This window comes from Moritella dasanensis ArB 0140, from assembly GCF_000276805.1.
In the GTDB taxonomy this organism is placed as follows: Bacteria; Pseudomonadota; Gammaproteobacteria; order Enterobacterales; family Moritellaceae; genus Moritella; species Moritella dasanensis.
The window spans coordinates 182,032-203,014 of the sequence record NZ_AKXQ01000002.1; the positions used below are offsets into that span (position 1 = coordinate 182,032).

The window sequence follows — 20,983 nt, forward strand, 5'->3', positions numbered from 1 at the left end:
GGTCGCTTATGCGGCCTCTTTTTTACCCTTAATTTCAGTTAAAAGGTATATTAACTCACCCCACGTTATTTTTCTGCTTCAGCCTTTAAGTGAGTACTCTTATGTTCTGTATAGACGACTTCCCTATCCCGCTACTTGGTTTTTCAGCCTTTAGCGGCACAGGTAAAACAACCTTGATTACCCAACTGCTACCAAAACTAACTGAGCACGGTTTACGTATCGGCATGGTGAAACACAGCCATCATGATATCGAAATGGATAACCCTAACAAGGACAGTTATAAATTAAGAAAAGCAGGCGCATGCCAAATGGTCTTAGCGTCACCCCACCGCACGATTATGTTTGCCGAACAAGCTGAAGCCGAAGAGCCGAAACTGATCACGCAATTAAATTGGCTGAACACTGATGAATTGGATTTGGTGTTAGTTGAAGGGTTTCGTCATGAAGCATTTACGAAGATAGAACTACATCGCCCAAGCTTAGGAAAACCATTGCTCGCTGTTGATGATCAACACATTATCGCAATCGCTACAGATGCAGCGATTGAACAAAAGAAATTATTAGCTAAAGGCTTAACTTATTTAGATTTGAACGACATCAATGCCATCACTGATTTCATCATACATTACTGCCAAAAGGCATAACCACAAAGGCCATAGTCAGCCGATGACTCAAGCTTTAACCTTATGAATTTAGGTCTGTCGTTGCAGTTAATCCATCAAGATAGTCTTGATAACTTGATTCAATATCAATATCGCAGGCCGTTAAATCTTTCATCGCGATTGCTTCCAATGTTTCAAGTTCAGCGATACTTTCTTGCAGCGCAAGTTGCTGTTCACGCAATTCATCTAATCTTGAACGACTCTGATGTAACATGTATAACATACGTGGCGGACTATCCGGTTTGTCATCATACAGTGCCAAATAATGTTTTGCTGACTCTAGACTAATACCTAAACGCTTGCTGCGTAAAATTATAATTAAACGGGCGCGTTGACGATAATCATAATACATAAACCGCCCACGACGTTCCGATTGTAACAACCCTTTCGTTTCATAAAAACGGATAGCGCGTCTCGTAATCGAGAATTCTTCAGCAAGATCTGCCGCGGTATAATACGTCGTCATTTAGTGTAACCCTTCCTAACTCTTATTTAATTTTATCAAAATCTGATTTTTACTTAGCAATGAATAATTTACCACAAATTTACGCTATTGCTTAATTTAAACCATAATTAGTATTGCAATGCTACGTCATTCGAACTAAATAAGGCATCGAGGTTAGTTATGCGTGTTCCCAAATTACAGCCAAGCCAATACTCGTGGTTTATACGTCCGTTCTTGTGGCTGCTAGAAAGAAAACAAAATAAAACCTTAAAGCCTGCGCAACTACTAGGCCGTAGACCAAAACTATTTATTTCGATGTTCTTGTTATATAAAACCATAAATAGAAAAACATCGCCTATTAAACCTTATATTCACGCATTAATGAGTGTGCGCGTTGCGCAGCTAAATCAATGTGGATTCACCATTGAACATGATTCTAAAGTATTACGAAGTCTGAAAGAAAGGTTAAACAAAGATAAACTATTAGATTGGCAAAATTGCAGTGATTTTAAACCCCAAGAATGTGCGGTGTTAGCCTATACAGATGCGATCACCGATAGCTCATTGCATGTTACCGACAGGCATATCGACCAGTTACGTTGTTATTATAATGATGATGAAATCGTGGAATTAACAACGATTATTGTGTTCCAAAATATGACCACAAAATTTAACGCTGCATTTGATGTATGTAAAAAGACGGTTTAGGCGTCTACAATTCACTCTACTAATTCGTATGGTGAACTTTAATCAATAAACGAAAAACGAGAGGTTTAATACTTTAATTAAGTACTAAACCTCTCGTTGTCATTACATTGTTGCCAAGATTTTAATCATGACAATCAAAGATGTTGATTAAAGATTAACGACCCATACGTTTCAATGCTGATGTAGAGAAGTCTTTACGCTTCGCTTTCACATCAAACTGAATGCCTTTATTTTCTTCATTATTCAGGCCAGTAACAAGGTAACGACCCGCGATAACATCATATAATGTTTCTGCAGCAAACCAGTTCACGTCAGCATTGTAGTATTGTACAGAGTGCGCTTCAGCAACACGCCATAGGTTGCCACGTGCGTCATAATGATCGATAACACCTGCTTGCCAGCTATCTTCATCAATGAAGAAGTTACGCTGTGCATAAACATGACGTTGACCGTCTTTCACTTTTGCTTGTACTTCCCACACACGATGTTTCTCGTAACGCGTGTATTCTTGGTTAATATGACCTGGGGTTACAATATCTTTGTATTCAAGATCGGTAGAAGAAAGGTTGTAAGAGTTATATGGAATGTAGAGCTCTTTCTTACCGACCAATGTCCATTCATAACGGTCAGGTGCACCATTGTACATATCATAGTTATCTGATGTACGTGAACCTTCTACGCCAATGCCTTCGCCATCATACGATACGTTAGGCGCACGACGAACACGGCGTTGACCTGAGTTATAGATCCATGCTTTACGCGGTTCTTTAACCTGATCTACCGTTTCATGGACTAACGCAATCGTACCTGTTAAACGTGCTGGTGCAATAATACGCTGCATGTAATAGAACAAAATATTGTCATCTTTCTTGGCATCACGTCCGCCTTTTAAGGCTTCCGGGATGTAGAATTTATCTTCTACTTTCACAGCCGTGTATGCACCATTACGTTGTACTGGGATAGTTGTGATTACACGTTCTGCATGACCACCACGGTAACGGGTAATGTGATTCCAGATAACTTCTAAGCCATTCTCTGGAATTGGAAACGGAATAGAAATATTGAAATTATCTAAACCATTACCACCAGCCGATAACGTCGTGTTTAATGCATTACCTTTAATCGTCTCGTAAATATCATCCGACTGCGCAAAACTACGACGCGTTTCATACACAGGCATAGTGTAGGTATCAGTGTATTTCTTAAACATAGCCAGCTGGCCAGGTGTTAAGTTATCTTTGTACTTATCAACATTCGCAGCCGTGATCACAAACAGTGGTTTGTCTGCGGCATATGGGTTAGTTATACGATCATTTTTACCAAAATCTGTACCGAGTATTGCATTCGTAATACCGCCCGTCCATGCTGGGATAGAGCCGTCAGCATTCCCTGCAGTTATAGCGCCCACTGGCGTTAATTCGTTTCCTAATTTGGCTGCATCAGCTTCACTTACTTTCGCAAGTGTTGATGCCGAGAATGCCATAGCCACTGAAATGGCCGCTACGCTATATGCTTTATTGAATACTTTCATCATTAAAATCCTTTTCGAAAACTACTATTCGTTCTATCCGTTTAAACTGATTTAGCAATGCAATAAACACATTATTACATTGCTATTATTTATTAGAACGAAATACCAACTGCTGCAGAAACATAATCGCGGTCTGATAATGGATTAAAATCACCACCGAACTGCGTATAACTTACTGACATAGAATACATATTGAGATAATCAGCTTTAAGCGCGAGATTCACACCTGTACGACCTTCTTGGAACGTACCTTGTGGTTCAGGGCTGTAACCATATACATCATGCGACCAAGCGACTGAAGGCGCTAAATCGACACCAGCGAAAACATTACGGTAATCAGCTTTAACAGCTAAACGATAACCTGCACTGTCTGTCGTAGTGAAACCATCCTTATCATTACCAAATTCATCGTAGCTATTACCATAAGTCGTAGAGCGACCATACTTAATATCATCTTCACCTTCAGCTAGATCCCAAACGTGGCCATAGCCTAGTTCCGCAACAGTTGTAATTCTGTCTGTACCTAATGCTTTATCAAAGAATTTGATGAAGGTGAATTGAGTCTGGGTATAATCAAAACGATCAAAACCGTCTACAGTATCTCCCGGATCAGCATCAGCATACCTATCATCCATAGGTGAACCTGATAAACCCCCGGTTAACGCTGCACCTAATAAGTCTGAGCCGTTAATTTGTAACGGCATATCTAAACGGTGGCTAACTTCACCAGATACAGCCCATTCCGCAATTGTAGTATTAAAACTTAAGCCAAATAACTGAATATCCTCAGGATAAACAGTATGGTAAGCCGCATTATAACCATCAGGGGCAATGCCTACAGGTGCAAACGGACTATAATTACCTGGATTCGCAGGGTTATAACTTGAGCGGTCAACAAAGCCTGCTTCTGCACTCGCATATGGTAAACGAGAGTGGTAATTCATATAATATAAGCCAAATTCTGTCGCATTAAAATTTTCAGCATAATATTTAAACGCTAAACCAAATTGCCCATCATCAGAGACTTCTTCATCAGTACCTCTTTGTGCATACAAGTTATTATTATAAACGATTTGATCACCAAGATAGGTAGGGTTATCAACAGGAACACCATCTAAAAATACTAGAGTGTCACAACCACTGGCAAGGAAATCAGAAGTCGAAAAATAAGTACCACAACTATCAATAACAGTCGGTTCAAATTCTAATTGATAAAATGTCTCAAAACTTAAATTATCCGTTAAGCCAATATTAGCAAAAATCATGTTTACTGGTAATAAACCTTCTTTTACTTCTGCGCCAGGACGACGGAAAGCTGCAGCATCAATCGGATTCACCGCATTGATACCACCTTGAATGAATGAGCTTTCGCCCCAGTTAACCACTTGTTTACCAATACGTAAGTCGACTGCCACATCACCAATATAGAAACCTGTGAATACATATGCATCGAGTAATGCAACACCTTTAGCTTGTGTCAAATCATCAAATTTGCTGTCATCAAGGGGCGCATTAGCTGTATAGCCGTTGTTACCATGTCCGTGATCAACATCATTTTGATCTAAAGCATAGTCATACCAATATTTACCACGAACAAAAGCACCAAAAGTTGTACCTTCTTCCGTCTCATACGTTAGACCTAGGTCATGGATACCTTTAATTGTTTGGGTGAAAGCGTCACCGCTTTTATAATTAAGGTTACCGTCATCCCCTGTCGGTGTATTACCGATTGCCCCGGTTAGGCCATTACTAATCGCATTACCAGCACCTAAATTTTTCGCATCAGCATCTTCTACACGCCAGCTTGAACCGGCTGTAATTTGAGAGTTAAACGAACCTTCAACATCACCCCAATTAAACTCGATCGCTTGAGGTGCTGCAGTATAGCCTGAAACGATAAGTGCTAAAGCAATTGGCGTTGTTTTAAAAAATCTCTTCTGAGTTGTGTTTTTCATTATAGTATCCATTCTACACCCTTAAATTTGTTTTCATTCCATTAACAATTAGGTCGTAGGTATTATATTCACATAATACTTTTGTTACACAGTGTCAGATACAGGCTAAACGTGCCAAATTATTGTCTATTGAAGCCAATGCGATATTTTATGCGAGCTAGGTCAAAGATTTAGACTCAATTAAGAAACTTAATATCGCTAAAGTCATCCCCCTAAAGAGGAGGTAAATAGAGATTTAGTATTAGATAGGTAGGAGAAAGATAAGTTAAGATATAAATTACATACAAATATTAATTTTTTGTTGCCTGATGAAATTGGAGTCGCCATTGTTGATCATGAAAACGCCAAATTGAACTGCGTAAACTGCCCGTTTCTTTTACGCACCCTGCATTAACTGAATTCGCTTGATAACAAACCAACATGCTATCGGCCGATAATGCCACCACTTTAAACTGCGATAAATGCCAACGTTGCGTTGGCGACTTCGCTAAAAGCCAGTTCACAATCTCACTGCGCGAGGTATAACGTCCCATTGGGGAGATTTCAAATAACGCGGGATGTAAAAAATCATCAAGTTGCGTCGGACAGTGAGAAAAGTCTGTGTGCAGTAACGTTTCTTCACGTTGTTTAAAACTGTCATTCAGCGCAGCAACCGATTTATCGCTATGCTCTGCCTTGTCGAAATGGTTCATCCTTGTCCTTACTTTAATTAGTAGTCATTATTCATTAGTCGTATTTATAGCGCCATAGCTTAAGATTTGCTCAGTAATTAAAGTATATGACGCATACAGTCCAACGAATAAGATTTATAGCTTAATCTATAAAGATATATTTATGCATTTGCACTGATAACTTCCAGTTACGCTCAATACACAACTTAATCGCGAGTTCTGTTGCACGTTGCTGTTGCGAGATAGGCTGTAAACACATGATCTTATCCGTGATATCAATATCACAAATTAACACATCGAGTTCATCAATGTGCTTCTCCATGGCGATCACATGCTTTATTTCGTTAGCCCGGCGCAATGCACTTTGTAGAACAGGTAACTGACCTTTCATTTGGATCTTTGGTGATACAGTCACCCAAGTCGAGTCTGTGGCGCGCACTTCTGATGTACCCGAGGTCTCAATTTGGCAGAAATAGCCTGCTTGTTCCAATTCACTTGTCATTTCAACAAGATCATATTGGCAAGGTTCACCGCCCGAGATCACAATATGCTTTGCAACAAAACCATTTTTTTGTATCATGGTCATGAATTCTTGTGCAGTAAAGTTCGCCCAATGTGGTTTATCGTCGCATGCCTTGTTCACTGTCTGTTGTGAAACTTGCATTTCAGGGTCGACTTTCCAAGTTTGCTTGGTATCGCACCATGAACAACCAACGTCGCAGCCTTGTAGGCGAATAAAGATGACGGGATAACCAGTAAAATGGCCTTCACCTTGTACTGTTTCAAAAATTTCATTAACCGGATACTGCATTTTTATAACCTAATAAACTAATAAACTTCAAGTAACGTTTATTGTATCATCTGTCCTATATATTTTTAACATTTTATATAGGACGTTTTAGATCGCACAGTAATTGCTTCGCAATCGCATAATTAGTAGGTAGGTAATCAATGAAAATATGGCTGTACAATATTGTCACCATTTTTTGTTTCGTGGTTTTAGGGCGTGTCATCAGCATGTTATTACCCGTGGAATTTCCTTCGAGCATCATCGGGTTGTTGTTACTTTTCGTCGCGCTCAGTAGTGGTATGCTGAAACAAAAATATGTCGAAAAAGTCTGTGAACAACTCAATCGTCATATCGGAATTTTGTTTGTGCCCGCAGGTGTCGCACTCATGGGTTACTTTGATTTAGTACAACAAAATCTCGTCGCGCTGATCATGGCGGGCCTGATTGGGACTGTCACGATCTTCTTTACCGTTGGCCACACTTATTGTTATTTGAATCGTGCCAGCGCAGCAAAACAAAAAGCAGCGTTAACCAAGCAGCAAGGTGATGATAAATGATTTTATATTTGGCTATTCCACTGACTCTTGCCGTCTACTTCTTAGCCCAATGGTTTTATAAAAAAACGGCACTGGCAATATTAAACCCAATTTTATTGTCGATTGCGGCATTAATTAGCATCATGCTGATATTTGGATTTGAACTTGAAGCATACGAAGAAGGCACAAACATTCTGACGCGTTTGCTCGAACCGGCGGTGATCGCCCTCGCCTTCCCTTTGTATCAACAGTTCGTGCATGTGAAGGCTAAAATTGTGCCAGTACTAGTGGCTTGCAGCGCTGGTGTCATTGTGGGTTTGGTCGTCACTACCTTTGTCGCTATCAGTTTTTCTGCATCCCCAGAGATCATAGCCTCACTTGCGCCTAAGGCAGTAACAACGCCTATCGCCATGGCAATCAGTCAGAGTATAGGTGGTATCCCTGCTATTTCAGCCATCATGGTGATTATGGTGGGTATATTCGGCAACGTCTGCGCACCATTCTTGTTAAAGCACTTACGTATTCGTACACCTGAAGCACAAGGCCTAGCAATCGGTTCAGGTTCGCACGTGATTGGCACCTCTAAAGCCATGGAATTAAGCCGCACACACGGCGCTTTTAGTACAACAGCCTTGTTAATCAGTGCCGTTTTAACCTCAATCATTGCTCCAGTACTTTATCCTTACCTGTTGAGTTGGATGCTGTAAAGACGATCTGTTAGCACGCTATGACCTCCAAACAGGCAAAAATATAATCTTCAGCTAAAATAAGTTTAGAAGGTGTAAAGTGCTCTAATTATATTGGAGAGAGTTATAGCCTTTGGAGGTTATCATGAAACAGTTTTCTCATAGGACAGTTGTGTGTCCGCATTGTGGTAAATTTATTACTACTGATATTGATGCCAGCAATGGCGCGCAAGATTTTTATGATGAGTGTAGCGTCTGCTGTAACAGCATTCATTTTAAGTTATTGCATGATCAGGTGCATGAGAAGTTTGAATTATTCATTGATGCGGATGATGAACAGATATTTTGAGGATTTTAAAAGGATTTAAATGAGAGCGATACGGTTTGTGTCATGGCTTAATGAATTGGTACAGCTAAACCTGACTATCGCTCTTATTACATTGTGTTTTGAACACCAAAAACACCAGTTACTTATTCAACATCATACGTTCTACTGTATCAACAATCGCTTGGGTCTGACTGTCTATTTCGATATTCACATATTGACCGACTTTGCGACCGCCTAAATTAGTAACCCCGAGTGTTTCCGGAATTAAATGTACCCAGAATTCGCCATCAGCTACATCACCTAAAGTTAAGCTGATACCGTCAATCGAGATAAAGCCTTTTGGTAACACGTATTTTTGCCATTCTGGGGCTATTTTAAAGCAAATATCACAGTTAGTGTCTGTACGGTTAATCGTTACAATTTCAGCTTGAGTATGGACGTGACCAGATAATAGGTGTCCGCCGATCTCATCACCAAACTTAGCGGCCCGTTCTAGGTTAACTTCATCGCCCACTGCGAGGTCAACAAGGTTGGTCACTTTAAGTGTTTCTTCAATCACATCAAAACACACGCTACTGTCATTGATCTTTACGACCGTTAAACAGGTGCCGTTGTTGGCGATACTTGCACCGATAACTAAACCGTCTTGATGCGCTTTAGCTAACGTGACTTCTAACGTATGTAATTGCGCTTTTTTGTCGATACTAATAATCTTTGCTTTTCTTTGTACAATGCCAGTAAACATAAGTAACCTTCATCATGACTTAAACGAATATACGTCACTATATCCCGTTAGTTTAGATAATTCATCTAGTTAATAAGCCAATATTAAGATTACATAAAATAATTTAAAATACATCTGTATATACTAGCTATAAAGGATTATTATGCTCCTAGCTGGATCAGGTACGTCCTCACGAACTCGAATATCACTACATTAACAATCATTTCTTTCGTTTTCAGCAACACCAATTCTTAGAATACACAACATAACAACCCTACAATATCCGGAGTACCAGTGCAGAAATATCGATCTGAGGTTTCTAACTTATTTAAATTAATGGTTCCAATTCTGATCGCCCAACTGGCGTTCACTGTGATGGGCTTTGTTGACACCGTAATGGCTGGCGCAGTAAGTGCAACAGACATGGCGGCAGTAGCGATTGCCAACAGTATTTGGTTCCCAGTGCTCATGTTTTTAGTGGGCATTTTAATGGCGATCACGCCTATCGTGGCCCAGCTTTATGGCGCAAAAAGACAAAGTGAAATTGCGCAAGTCGTACACCAAGGTGTCTGGTTTGTACTCATCATCTTCTTGCCAATGATGGCACTGCTTTATTACAGTCCAATGATCTTAGATTTCATGCATGTTGAAGACAGATTAGCGGAATTAACAACAGATTATTTACGCGTGATTTCATTAGCACTGCCGTTTGCTTGTGGTTATCAAGTGATCCGGAGTTACCATGAAGGTTTAGGTATTACCAAACCGACCATGGTAATCGGTTTGATCGGGATCATGGTAAACGTACCAGCAAACTACATCTTTATTAATGGTCACTTTGGTATGCCAGCACTGGGTGGTGTTGGTTGTGCCGTTGCATCAGTATTAGTGTTTATTGCTATGTGTATCTCGATGATCGCGTATAGTTATTTCCATAAAGACTTTAAAGATATCAAATTATTTGATCAAGTTTATCCTATCGACAAGAAAGAAATGTCACACATCATCGGTGTTGGTTTCCCTATTGCCGCATCTATGTTCTGTGAAGTAACCTTGTTTGCTGTTGTATCTATTCTGTTAGCACCGCTTGGCGCAATTACAGTTGCAGCGCATCAGGTGGCGTTAAACTTCTCATCAATGGTGTTTATGCTACCGCTAAGTTTAGGTATTGCTGCGACCATTGTTGTTGGTCAATATGTCGGAGAGAAAAAACCTCTGCAGGCCAAGTTTGCCAGCATCACAGCGATGTGGATGGGCGTTGGTTTTTCAGTTATCACGGCAATCTTTACTATCGTATTGCGTAACGAGATAGCAGAGATTTATACCGATGACATAACAACGATTAACATTGCGACAGGCTTAATGTTAATTGCGGCTGTGTATCAAATCTCGGATGCTGTGCAAGTGATTGCAGCGGGTGCATTACGTGGTTATAAAGAGACCAAAATTATTTTTGCCATCACCCTCTTCTCTTATTGGGCTGTCGGCATGACAATTGGTTATACGTTAGCGTTAACAGACTTAATTGTACCGGCGATGGGACCTGCTGGATTTTGGATTGGCTTTATTTCTGGTCTAACAATGGCGGCAATACTATTAGCGATTAAACTGGCGAGTGTGTTTAGAAAAACAACGCTAGGTCATACCCAAACACTAGCAGCGGCTTAAACGCTATTAACTGATTAAGGTATGGTTTGTAAAAAGGCGGTAGTGATTCACATCACTACCGCCTTTTTTATTAGTATTTTCTTAATGCCTGATTTGTATCTTCTAAGCAAAACCCGGCGATTACTGAATGTCTAATCTCTTCATCAAGCGGTGTAAGTTACTTCTATCAACCCCTATAGCACGCGCTGTCGCGGCAGAGTTACCATTATTCTCAGCTAAGACCTTGCTGATAAACTGAGTTTGAAAATCGTCAGTTATTTGCTTTAAATTATTATCGTTCTCGACCGTGCTAATTACTATTTTGTCTTGCCCGGCGACATGACCATCACTGGTTATACCGTTTTCAGTATCGCTTATATTGTTAATAGCCTCGGCACTGATACTCGGATCAATATGTGACTCACCAATAGCAGACTGAATATCTAAATCACGGCTTTCTAATACCACCACACGGTCATCTTTGCAGTTGCGTGCAGCGGCTCTTAATGATGCTCGGCTTAATAGATGTTCCAGTTCTCGAACATTACCCGGCCATTCATACGCTAGTAATGCACATTCAGCTTCTTTCGCTAAGGTTAAGTTGTTAAGGCCGACTTTACGTTGGATCTTAGCCAGGAAGTTACCTGCCAATAGAAGAATATCATCGCCGCGTTCACGTAAACTTGGCACCTTTAATGGATAAACAGTTAGTCGGTGATACAAATCATCTCTAAAGCGACCCGCTTCGACTTCTTTAGCAAGGTCGCGGTTGGTTGCGGTGATTAACCGTACATCGACCTTATGCGGTTTGTCACTGCCTAAACGTTGCAGTTCGCCAAACTGAATAACCCGTAATAACTTGGCTTGAATAGATAACGGCAGTTCACCAATTTCATCGAGAAATAAAGTACCTGCATCTGCAAGTTCGAATTTACCTAAGCGGTTTTTAGTCGCGCCAGTAAAGGCCCCGGCCACATGCCCAAACAGCTCACTTTCGACCATTGTTTCTGGTAAGGCCGCACAGTTTACGGTGATCAAGGCTTCCTTTGCACGCTTTGATGCCATGTGAATTTTACGTGCCACCAGCTCTTTACCTGAACCAGATTCACCGTATATCAATGCCGCTAAATCGGAGTCTGCCACTAAGTCTATTTCTAAATTAAGCATGTTCATCGCTGAACTAGAGCCTATCATTTCTTCACTGAATTTTTCTTTAATTAAGCTGGCCGTCACTTGCTCTTGTCGCTGTACTTTTTGATCTAGTGCAAAAATTAAGTTAGCCGTTTTTATCACGACTTCAGTTAAGCCAATCATCGAGTTTAGGATTGCAGAATCGAGCGAGTCAAAGCGTTGTGGGTTAAGTGCATCCATAGTGACGATCCCCCACGGCTTGTTATCAATCACTAATACCGCGCCCATACAATCATGCACATTAAGCTGCCCATCTGGAGTTTGAATCAAACCATCATAAGGATCGGGAAGTTCGCAAACGGCATCAAAGCGGTGCACCTTCTTTTGTACTTCATTTTCACTGTCATTATCATAGTGGGCTAATATCTGCTCGAATCTTGGGTGTTCAGCGATAGGGAAATGTCGCCCCATAGCTTCAATTTGTAAGCCGTTCGCAGACTTAGGCACTAGGTTATCACCCTCTAGCTTTAACAATACACATGCGTCACATGCAAACGTATCGCGCCATGCCTGTAACAAACGATTGTAGCGTTGGTACTTTGGTAGCTCTCGAGATAGATCATAAATAATAGTATCCATGCTTTCGATAAAGCGGGTGTTATCCATGGTAACAAGTCCTTAAACAGTCATTCAATGTATGCAGTTATAGCATTGAGTAGTCATAGTGACAACGTCAATAGCCCTATTAGGTTTCATTTTACGTCATTCACCTGCTCACATTGATTCAAATCAACTATTTTTATTGATTTACCGATAAATTTTAAACCACTATTAAACATGTGATAAAATCTATCGATTAAAGACGTTACTATATAAATCCGCCGGGTCTAAGCTCGACATAATAAAGGAATTCTTTGTGTCATTAACACATCCCGCACACGTCGTTATTATCGGCGCAGGCCCTTCAGGTTCACTTGCTGCTGCACTGCTTAATAAGCAAGGCATTAATGCAACCATCATCGAAAAATCAACATTCCCGCGTTTTTCAATTGGCGAAAGTTTGTTGCCTGCGTGTATGGAATCGCTTAAAAAAGCGGATATGTTTGATGTCGTCAACACTGCTGGTTTCCAGTTTAAAAATGGCGCGGCATTTCATGCGTGTGGCCAATATACTGAATTTGATTTCACCGATAAATACACTGCTGGTGAAGGAACTACATTCCAAGTACAACGTGGCAACTTTGATAAATTACTCGCCGACTGTGCAGAGCAACAAGGCGTAACAATTCACTATAACCACGAAGTTAAAAGCATTGATATTGAAGCAGACAAACCGTTATTAACAGTCTTGGATGAAAACCAACATAGCTATGAGATAGCAGCTGACTTCATTCTTGATGCCAGTGGTTTTGGTCGGGTATTGCCGCGTTTATTAGGATTGGAAGAACCGTCGACACTACCACCAAGACGCGCTATCTTTACCCATATTGAAGACAACATTACCGCCGACCATTATGACCGTAACAAGATCCTAGTGTCTGTTCATCCCAAAAATAACAAGGTTTGGTATTGGTTAATTCCATTTAGTAACGGCAGCTGTTCATTTGGCGTGGTGGGTGAACCCGCATTCTTTGCCAACTACCCTGATGACCACCTTGAAGCGTTAAAACAGTTAGCAACTGAAGAACACAATCTAGCGAAATTATTAGCGCAAGCTAAATTCCCTAACCCGTGTAGCTCTATCATGGGTTATTCTGCTAACGTCACTAAGCTGTTTGACCGTAATTTTGCGTTGCTGGGTAATGCTGGTGAATTTTTAGATCCAGTATTCTCGTCTGGTGTCACCATCGCAATGAAATCAGCAGAACTGGCTACTGATTTATTGGTTAAGCAATTCAACAATGAAACCGTCGATTGGCAAACTGACTACGCGGATGCACTCATGAAAGGTGTTAATGCTTTCCGTTGTTATGTTGAAGGTTGGTATTCTGGTGAGTTTCAAGACGTGGTTTTACATGACAATCCTAATCCAAAGATTAAACAAATGATCTGCTCGATTTTAGCCGGTTATGCGTGGGATGAGACTAATCCGTTTGTGGCAGAGCCAGAACGCCGATTGAAGGCGGTAGCAGCGCTTTGTAAGGGCTAAGGTTCGATTTAGCCTTATTTACCCTATCGATTAATTCCTGTAATCCGATGCGATTTATTCACATGGTATTACAGGGTTTGAACTACAACTCAGTCGTTTTAATCGCGATATCTTTTTTGTAATAATAACGGTAGTAACCAATTAAATTACTACTAATAAACAGAGCTTCCATGATCACCGCAGTCGGTGAGCCAATTAAGTAATTGTGTACTAGCCAGAAGCTCGTCCCAACCACCATCAATTCTCTTAAACGTTTATCATCTTTATTAAACGCAGCTACAGTTTGAATACTTGAAGCAAAGAAACTCAACACACTAATCAGCCCTGAGTAAGTCAGTATGGTCGCGATTAGTGATGCTAAACCAAACACATATTTGAGCTTTGGTGACGTCGAGAATATACTCACTAAATAACGCACCGATGCGATAACCATTAGGCTCGCGGCAGTCCACTGTTCAAGTAATATAAAATGACTAGAAATAAGCACGCCAGCACAAAATAAACAAGCAACAATCTTCTGCCTTTCTTTGAACTGAAAAGACATTAAATCGAAACAAATAGCGATGGCTACTAGCACTTGGGATATAAAAAATAATGACACTGAGGGGTCTCCTAAAACGTAGCCATCGTAATAATGACCTATCATTCAATTTAAGAGCCACAGTCTACAGGGTCATTCTTAGTGATAACAGCAAGTAACTATATCTATACTTATATTTACAAACTGCTTATGTACGACCAGTTCTTCAACGCTGAAGTTATTTTTAAACTTAGCATAGTGATTAAACGATGAAGTATAAAATTATAATAATTTTTCGATCAGGACTTCATCGATATATTTACCCCGGATCTTAGCGTGCTTTTTCGCTATACCAATAACTTCAAACCCCTGCTTCAGATAAATTGACAAGGCATCTTTGTTGTCATCACGAACATAAGCAAACAATTTTTCATAGCCTTTAGACCTTGCTAGCTCAAAGGTTGCGTTAAACAAGCTCGATGCAATACCTTGCCTTCTGTAACTGCTATCAACATAGGTACCAATAATGCCGACATGATCAAAAGCATGGGTATAAGTAGCAAACGGTTCTACGTTTTGAAAACCAACAATGGTTGATTCTGCGGAGTTCACAGCCACATTGAAGACCCCTCTTTCAGGGAAATCTTGGATAAATTGTTCTTCCTCTTCAAGAGAGAACGGTGTATCAAGAATGGTATAAAGACCAGCCTCAATAATTGGGTTCAATATGTTCATAATGGCTTGCGCATCTGCTTGTTGAACATCTCTAATGGTTAATTTCATCGTTTTCCTTGAATGTCTAACTTGTACCCTTACGGGTGATATTTATCATGATCCCCATTCCATATCTTCCTCGATCATAAAGTTGGCTTTAACTTCATCAACTTAACAGTCAACACCACTGACTATAAACTATTTTATAGCTGGTATTTCGTCAATTTAAACAAAAAATGGAATAGATTATATATATCCAATTGTTGCATATTATACCTACACACCAGTTGTCACAATGACTACAAGTTGTTTTTATGACAACGCACATGCGTTGTCATAAAAACAACCATACTGATAATTAAAATATTAAACGTATATAATCAACAAGTTAAAAACTTGGCACGGAGACTGCAATACAGGAAATATAAATATTGATGTAGATCAATTTATCTCCCTAATCGATTCACCACCTATACAAGGTAGCTATTATGTTAACTCAACAAACTATTGATATTATTAAAGCGACTGTCCCAGCTGTTTCTGTTCATGCTAATGATATTACAGCGCATTTTTATCCTTTAATGTTTAGAGAATATCCAGAAGTAAAAAACTTCTTCAATCAAAGCAACCAAGCTGGTAACGCGCAACCAAAAGCACTAGCAAACGCACTTGTAGCATATGCAGGTAACATCGAAAATCTAGCTGTATTAGAAGCTGCTGTAAACCGCATTGTGAACAAGCACGTTTCACTTAATATCCAACCAGAACAATACGCGATTGTTGGCGAGTGCTTATTAAAATCAATCAAAGCCGTATTGGGTGACGCTGCGACAGACGCTGTAATTGAAGCTTGGGGACAAGCATACTGGCAGCTAGCTGATCTGCTAATCGCAGCAGAAGAAGCTACCTACGCTGCCAATGCAGAAAAAGAAGGCGGCTGGCGTGGTGAGCGTGAATTCGCTGTAACAACAAAAGTAGCTGAAAGCGACAACATCACGTCGTTCTACCTAACACCAACTGATGGCAAGCCAGTTACATCATTCACACCGGGTCAATTCATTGGTTTAGTATTAAGCATTGATGGTGAAGAAACACGTCGTCAATACAGCTTGTCTGATGCACCAAACTCAGAATTCTTACGTATCAGTGTAAAACGTGAAGAAGGTGGCGCTGTATCTAACTACCTACACAACCGTGTTCAAGCGGGCGACACACTACGCGTATTAGCACCAGCTGGTGACTTTATCCTAAAAGACAACAACAAACCCGTTGTTCTCGTCACTGGTGGCGTTGGTATTACACCTGCAATCAGCATGCTTAATAGCTTGAAAGCAACAAACCGCCCGATTCACTTTATTCATGCGGCGATGAACACCAAGGTTCACGCATTCCGTGACCATGTAACAAACCTTGCTGCGAATAATGCGAACATCAAACCTTACTTCGTTTACAGTGATGCAACGCCAGAATGTCAGCCAGATGCAACTGGTTTCATCAACCTAGCAATGCTTGAAGAGAAAATCGGTAACGACCGTGACGTAGAATTCTATTTCTTAGGTCCAAAACCTTTCATGCAAGCAATGAATAGCTTCGCGCCGAAGTTAGGTATTCCTGCTGAAAATGTACATTTTGAATTTTTTGGTCCTGCAGAAGATTTAAATATCGACCCAACTGCTTAGTTTTAAAGCAATGTACTGATATTGTTTAAAAAAGACTTGATGATAATAAGGATGCGGGATAGTATTTGATTCGTCTTAACGACATACCAAATTCTGCTCGCTTAGCTCAGTTGGTAGAGCGCTAGCTCGACATGCTAGATGTCACAAGTTCAAATCTTGTAGCGAGCACCACATTCCGCGTCCTTAGCTCAGTTGGTAGAGCGCTAGCTCGACATGCTAGATGTCACAAGTTCGAATCTTGTAGGACGCACCAAATAATGAAGCCTTGCTCAATGAGCGAGGCTTTTTTATGTCTAAAATTTAGAGATTGTTATATTAGCAGCAACCTCGCTAAACCAATCTGGCTTAGCAAGATTTCATTACCTTTATAGCGTTACCATTACACGTCTATTCTTGACCTATTCCTAACTTACTCTTCGCAATTTAATGTCTGCTTTTTTAAAAACGTAGAGAGACAAGTATGACTATCCGTCCCACTCTCTTGTAAAACCCTTAACGCATTCTCAACAACGGCTTTTAACGCAGTAACCGCCGTCACGTAATCAACATCACCCTGTTGCAACGCTTGATAATCAGGGAAGCTAAGTCTCAACTTATTCAACTTTTTATCTATGCTGTTAATAACCGTCACTAGATTTTCGTCATAATCACTGACCAACCTATCCGCGACTTTTTTATCAATAACAGACAAACCTTGTAAGATCCCGGTGTCACCGACAAAGTGTTCCGTCACTGCAAACTGAACATCTTTATACCACTCACGCACGGCTAACAATGGGACGACATCGGTATTCAATCCCTGATGACAAGCAGATAAGATCGGCGCTTGTACAAACAGCTCGTCAAATCGCGCTTGGGTCGTCACGTATTTAATCATCGCAGGGAATAACATCTGGATGTCATCAAGCTTTAGCTGATCATTGGTGGCCAGTGTTAACGCTTGTTGTTTGGCATTACGCCATTTAGCCGAAAACCAACGAAACATCCCGCCGTTATCCAAGCAACGTTGAATTAAACGCAGTGATGCCGCCGAATCAAGCACAGTGGTATTAACAAACGGCGCAAGTTTCTTCTTTAATGGTTTTAAAACAAGTAAATGCTGTTGTAATGCCGCTAAACGAAAATCCATTTCGTAATGATTAAAACTATCATCCCTTAACGACCACAATACTTGCGGTGCACTCTTAATCAGTTGCACCAATGCTGCAAGCTGCTCGATACTTATTGTAGAGCCTTGTAAGCAGATATGTAATTCTGATGGTAAAACGGCTTTACGTTGTGCATAACGAGCTTGTAATTGTACACAGCTAACCAAAGCAGCATTAAGCTCAAGGGTTTGGAATTCGATTGCTTCAAGTGTCATCAAACCCGAAATACCCAAGTTACTGAGCTGCTTAGCAGCACAAATACGGACATCGTCGTTTAGTGTTTTATCTTGTAGTAAACGATTAGTTTCCAAAGATGACATTATTTTATCCTACTCAATTTAAGATTATGCAAATTAACCACATGTTTAACTCAACATAATCAACTTCAAATTTTTAACTGACATCAGCTTACCCTATTCCACAGACTTAATCGACTTACTTCATACTACCCGATGTTCGCTATACTATTTAATGATATCTCTTAGTTTTCAATTCACAGCAACAGGTGACAATCATGGTTAATACTCGAATTGAACGCGATAGCATGGGTGAAGTAAACGTCCCCACCAATGCTCTATATGGCGCTCAAACCCAACGTGCAATCGACAACTTTCCAGTCAGCGGCCAAACGTTGCCCATTGATTTCATTAAAGCGCTATTACTGATCAAATCTGCCGCTGCAGAAGCCAATCTTGCCCTCGGATTATTACCCGAAGAAATCGCCAACGCGATCTGCACGGCAGTAAATCAATTGCTCGCCGATGAAAATATCATGCAGCACTTTCCGGTTGATATTTACCAGACAGGTTCCGGAACCAGTTCAAACATGAATGCCAACGAAGTAATTGCCCATCTTGCCAGTATCTATAGTCAAACCGCGATTGATGCCAACGACCATGTTAACTATGGCCAAAGCAGTAATGACGTTATCCCCAGCGCCATCCACGTCAGTGCCGCAATCTTAGTCGACAAACAATTATTACCAGCACTGCATCACTTACATCAAACCATCGTAGACAAAGCCTTGAGCTTAAATCATTTAGTTAAAACCGGTCGAACCCATTTAATGGACGCCATGCCTGTAAGAATGAGTCAGGCATTATTCAGTTGGGCAGCTCAAATCAGTTACAACATTGATAATATCAAAATGCTACAAGCTAAATTACAGCAACTTGCACAAGGCGGCACAGCGGTAGGAACGGGGATCAATGCGCATCCCGATTTCGCCGGTCACTTTAATCAAAAACTATCAACGTTAACATCCGTCAACTTTAGCCAAGCGGATAACTTCTCATTTTTAATGGCAACACAAGATACAGCCGTCGCGTTATCCGGCCAGTTAAAAACAACAGCTGTCTCGTTAATGAAAATAGCCAATGACCTGCGTTGGATGAATTCCGGTCCGTTAGCAGGATTAGGCGAAATTAGTTTACCGGCACTGCAACCCGGATCGTCCATCATGCCAGGTAAAGTAAACCCGATTATTCCAGAATCAACGGCAATGGTAGCCGCACAAGTAATAGGTAACGACGCAGCAATCACCATCGGCGGGCAATCAGGTAACTTTGAGTTGAACGTCATGCTGCCCATGATTGCGACTAACCTCATTAACAGCATTAACTTACTTACATCAAGTTCACGGTTACTCGCCGACAAAGCAATTGCAGGTTTTGAGGTGAATGAGCAACAATTAACACAAGCACTCTATAAAAATCCGATATTGGTCACTGCACTTAACCCCATCATTGGTTACCTTAAAGCAGCGGAAATCGCAAAGCAGGCTTATCGGGAGCAGCGGCCAATTATCGATGTCGCAGAAGAAAATACGACGCTAACCCGACAAGAACTAACTACATTGTTAGATCCTGCTCAATTAACACGTAATATAAAATAAGCTTTAAAACTGGCATGTTAGTTGTATGCTAGTAATTAGGTATTTAAATGTTGATTGAAAACTGTTTAAATGTTGTAGCGATTATTATTGATATTAAATTCAAAACATTAATTTAAAGAAAAGTGGTGTTCTATGAAGACAAACCCAATGCTAGACCAGTTCATTCAGCGTCACCAGTTGGATGAGGATTATTTAACGCATGCATCAGAGTCCTTTTCTAGTGCTCTATTAAGTATCGTCGCGCACCAAAAACAAGCAAAGCATACTTTTATCGTTGGTATCAACGGCTGCCAGGGCTCAGGTAAATCAACGCTAGCCGATTATTTAGGTACCCGACTCAGCAGCGAATTTGATTTAAACGTGGCCGTGTTATCTCTCGATGATTTTTATTACAGCAAAAAGCAACGTAACGAACTTGCTAACCAAATTCACCCTTTATTACGTACCCGCGGAGTGCCTGGAACACACGATGTCGATCTTGCCAATGCGACATTAGAAAAACTCTGCGCAGGCGCGACGGCAAGCGATCCAGTACTACTACCCCGATTTAATAAATTTGCAGACAATCCTTATCCAAAATCACAATGGCCAATTGTCGATCGCCCGATTGATGTGATTGTCTTAGAAGGTTGGTGTTTGTGCGTGCAGCCGCAATTGATGAAAGACCTTATTTATCCAATCAACAAATTAGAAGCCACCAAAGACAAATATGGTATTTGGCGCAGCTATGTGAACCAACAGCTAAAACAAAATTATCAAGGCCTATATCAACGTGTAGATCATTTGTTGATGCTCAAAGCGCCGAGTTTTGACAGTGTGCAAGCATGGCGACTAGAACAAGAAAGTAAACGTCAAGCACACTTAAAGAGTACAGATAACACCCAAAAAGAAACCTTTATGACGAGTGCTGAAGTACGCAACTTCACTGCTTACTTCCAACGTATTACCGAACAATGTTTAGCGACTTTACCCAACCAATGTGATTGGGTATATGAACTCGATAATACTCGCAATATTATAAATACCACGCAACCGGTTTTAACCAAGGAAGCCGTTAATTAAAAC

20 protein-coding genes and 2 tRNA genes are annotated in these 20,983 nt (G+C 40.6%); 12 read left to right on the forward strand and 10 right to left on the reverse strand.

From position 1 onward, the window contains the following. The first annotated feature begins 101 nt into the window (after window positions 1-101). Window positions 102-644, forward strand: a complete 543-nt coding sequence (gene mobB, locus A923_RS0102550) for a molybdopterin-guanine dinucleotide biosynthesis protein B (protein WP_017220078.1) — start codon at window positions 102-104, stop codon at window positions 642-644. Between the two features lie 40 nt (window positions 645-684). On the opposite strand, the gene A923_RS0102555 is transcribed toward mobB, so the two are convergent. Further along, window positions 685-1,128, reverse strand: a complete 444-nt coding sequence (locus A923_RS0102555; RefSeq protein WP_017220079.1) for a MerR family DNA-binding protein — start codon at window positions 1,126-1,128, stop codon at window positions 685-687. 159 nt (window positions 1,129-1,287) lie between these two features. Between A923_RS0102555 and A923_RS0102560 the strand changes: the two genes are divergently transcribed. Next, a complete protein-coding gene (locus A923_RS0102560) occupies window positions 1,288-1,815 on the forward strand; it encodes a carboxymuconolactone decarboxylase family protein (RefSeq protein WP_017220080.1) in 528 nt (175 codons plus the stop codon). Between the two features lie 154 nt (window positions 1,816-1,969). Here the strand turns inward: A923_RS0102560 and A923_RS0102565 are convergent, their stop codons facing one another. From A923_RS0102565 to queE, 4 genes are all read right to left on the reverse strand, one after another. Next, window positions 1,970-3,346 (reverse strand): DUF1329 domain-containing protein, encoded by a 1,377-nt coding sequence (locus A923_RS0102565; RefSeq protein ID WP_017220081.1) that lies wholly within the window; start codon window positions 3,344-3,346, stop codon window positions 1,970-1,972. A 92-nt stretch (window positions 3,347-3,438) separates the two neighbouring features. Beyond that, window positions 3,439-5,301: a DUF1302 domain-containing protein gene (locus A923_RS0102570; protein ID WP_017220082.1), complete on the reverse strand. Its 1,863-nt coding sequence runs from the start codon at window positions 5,299-5,301 to the stop codon at window positions 3,439-3,441. A gap of 290 nt (window positions 5,302-5,591) precedes the next feature. Beyond that, window positions 5,592-5,993: a nuclear transport factor 2 family protein gene (locus A923_RS0102575; RefSeq protein WP_017220083.1), complete on the reverse strand. Its 402-nt coding sequence runs from the start codon at window positions 5,991-5,993 to the stop codon at window positions 5,592-5,594. Between the two features lie 121 nt (window positions 5,994-6,114). Then, on the reverse strand, window positions 6,115-6,783 hold the full coding sequence (gene queE, locus A923_RS0102580) for a 7-carboxy-7-deazaguanine synthase QueE (RefSeq protein WP_017220084.1): 669 nt from the start codon (window positions 6,781-6,783) through the stop codon (window positions 6,115-6,117). Between the two features lie 140 nt (window positions 6,784-6,923). On the opposite strand from queE, the gene A923_RS0102585 reads away from it, so the two are divergent. From A923_RS0102585 to A923_RS0102595, 3 genes are all read left to right on the forward strand, one after another. Then, window positions 6,924-7,319 (forward strand): CidA/LrgA family protein, encoded by a 396-nt coding sequence (locus A923_RS0102585; protein WP_017220085.1) that lies wholly within the window; start codon window positions 6,924-6,926, stop codon window positions 7,317-7,319. After that, on the forward strand, window positions 7,316-8,005 hold the full coding sequence (locus tag A923_RS0102590) for an LrgB family protein (RefSeq protein WP_017220086.1): 690 nt from the start codon (window positions 7,316-7,318) through the stop codon (window positions 8,003-8,005). The genes A923_RS0102585 and A923_RS0102590 overlap by 4 nt, the downstream gene beginning before the upstream one ends. Before the next feature lie 124 nt (window positions 8,006-8,129). After that, window positions 8,130-8,333 carry a CPXCG motif-containing cysteine-rich protein gene (locus A923_RS0102595; protein WP_017220087.1) on the forward strand — a complete coding sequence of 68 codons (204 nt, stop codon included), beginning with the start codon at window positions 8,130-8,132 and terminating at the stop codon, window positions 8,331-8,333. A gap of 118 nt (window positions 8,334-8,451) precedes the next feature. Here A923_RS0102595 and A923_RS0102600 read toward each other — a convergent pair whose 3' ends face one another. Beyond that, window positions 8,452-9,057 (reverse strand): riboflavin synthase, encoded by a 606-nt coding sequence (locus A923_RS0102600; RefSeq protein ID WP_017220088.1) that lies wholly within the window; start codon window positions 9,055-9,057, stop codon window positions 8,452-8,454. Between the two features lie 273 nt (window positions 9,058-9,330). Here A923_RS0102600 and A923_RS21925 point away from each other — a divergent pair, with 273 nt between their 5' ends. Continuing rightward, window positions 9,331-10,704 (forward strand): MATE family efflux transporter, encoded by a 1,374-nt coding sequence (locus A923_RS21925; protein WP_017220089.1) that lies wholly within the window; start codon window positions 9,331-9,333, stop codon window positions 10,702-10,704. 120 nt (window positions 10,705-10,824) lie between these two features. Here A923_RS21925 and norR read toward each other — a convergent pair whose 3' ends face one another. Beyond that, window positions 10,825-12,480 (reverse strand): nitric oxide reductase transcriptional regulator NorR, encoded by a 1,656-nt coding sequence (gene norR, locus A923_RS0102610; RefSeq protein WP_017220090.1) that lies wholly within the window; start codon window positions 12,478-12,480, stop codon window positions 10,825-10,827. 250 nt (window positions 12,481-12,730) lie between these two features. Between norR and A923_RS0102615 the strand changes: the two genes are divergently transcribed. Next, window positions 12,731-13,963: an NAD(P)/FAD-dependent oxidoreductase gene (locus A923_RS0102615; RefSeq protein WP_017220091.1), complete on the forward strand. Its 1,233-nt coding sequence runs from the start codon at window positions 12,731-12,733 to the stop codon at window positions 13,961-13,963. An 82-nt stretch (window positions 13,964-14,045) separates the two neighbouring features. Here the strand turns inward: A923_RS0102615 and A923_RS0102620 are convergent, their stop codons facing one another. Continuing rightward, the gene (locus A923_RS0102620) at window positions 14,046-14,564 is read right to left on the reverse strand and encodes a YgjV family protein (RefSeq protein ID WP_017220092.1); all 519 of its coding nucleotides are present in this window, start codon (window positions 14,562-14,564) and stop codon (window positions 14,046-14,048) included. A gap of 201 nt (window positions 14,565-14,765) precedes the next feature. After that, window positions 14,766-15,266 (reverse strand): GNAT family N-acetyltransferase, encoded by a 501-nt coding sequence (locus A923_RS0102625; protein ID WP_017220093.1) that lies wholly within the window; start codon window positions 15,264-15,266, stop codon window positions 14,766-14,768. 419 nt (window positions 15,267-15,685) lie between these two features. Between A923_RS0102625 and hmpA the strand changes: the two genes are divergently transcribed. The 3 genes from hmpA (at window position 15,686) to A923_RS0102640 (ending at window position 17,129) form a co-directional block, all read left to right on the forward strand. Beyond that, window positions 15,686-16,876: an NO-inducible flavohemoprotein gene (gene hmpA / locus A923_RS0102630; RefSeq protein ID WP_017220094.1), complete on the forward strand. Its 1,191-nt coding sequence runs from the start codon at window positions 15,686-15,688 to the stop codon at window positions 16,874-16,876. 95 nt (window positions 16,877-16,971) lie between these two features. After that, window positions 16,972-17,047: transfer RNA gene (locus tag A923_RS0102635), tRNA-Val, on the forward strand. Window positions 17,048-17,053: 6 nt separating this feature from the next. After that, a tRNA-Val gene (locus A923_RS0102640) sits at window positions 17,054-17,129 on the forward strand. A gap of 156 nt (window positions 17,130-17,285) precedes the next feature. Here A923_RS0102640 and A923_RS0102645 read toward each other — a convergent pair. After that, complete coding sequence (locus A923_RS0102645; protein WP_017220095.1) at window positions 17,286-18,344, reverse strand: hypothetical protein; 1,059 nt, start codon at window positions 18,342-18,344, stop codon at window positions 17,286-17,288. Between the two features lie 194 nt (window positions 18,345-18,538). Here A923_RS0102645 and A923_RS0102650 point away from each other — a divergent pair, with 194 nt between their 5' ends. Both A923_RS0102650 and A923_RS0102655 read left to right on the forward strand, forming a co-directional pair. Next, window positions 18,539-19,918 (forward strand): class II fumarate hydratase, encoded by a 1,380-nt coding sequence (locus tag A923_RS0102650; protein WP_017220096.1) that lies wholly within the window; start codon window positions 18,539-18,541, stop codon window positions 19,916-19,918. Between the two features lie 132 nt (window positions 19,919-20,050). Next, on the forward strand, window positions 20,051-20,980 hold the full coding sequence (locus tag A923_RS0102655) for a hypothetical protein (RefSeq protein ID WP_017220097.1): 930 nt from the start codon (window positions 20,051-20,053) through the stop codon (window positions 20,978-20,980). The last annotated feature ends 3 nt before the right edge of the window (window positions 20,981-20,983 follow it).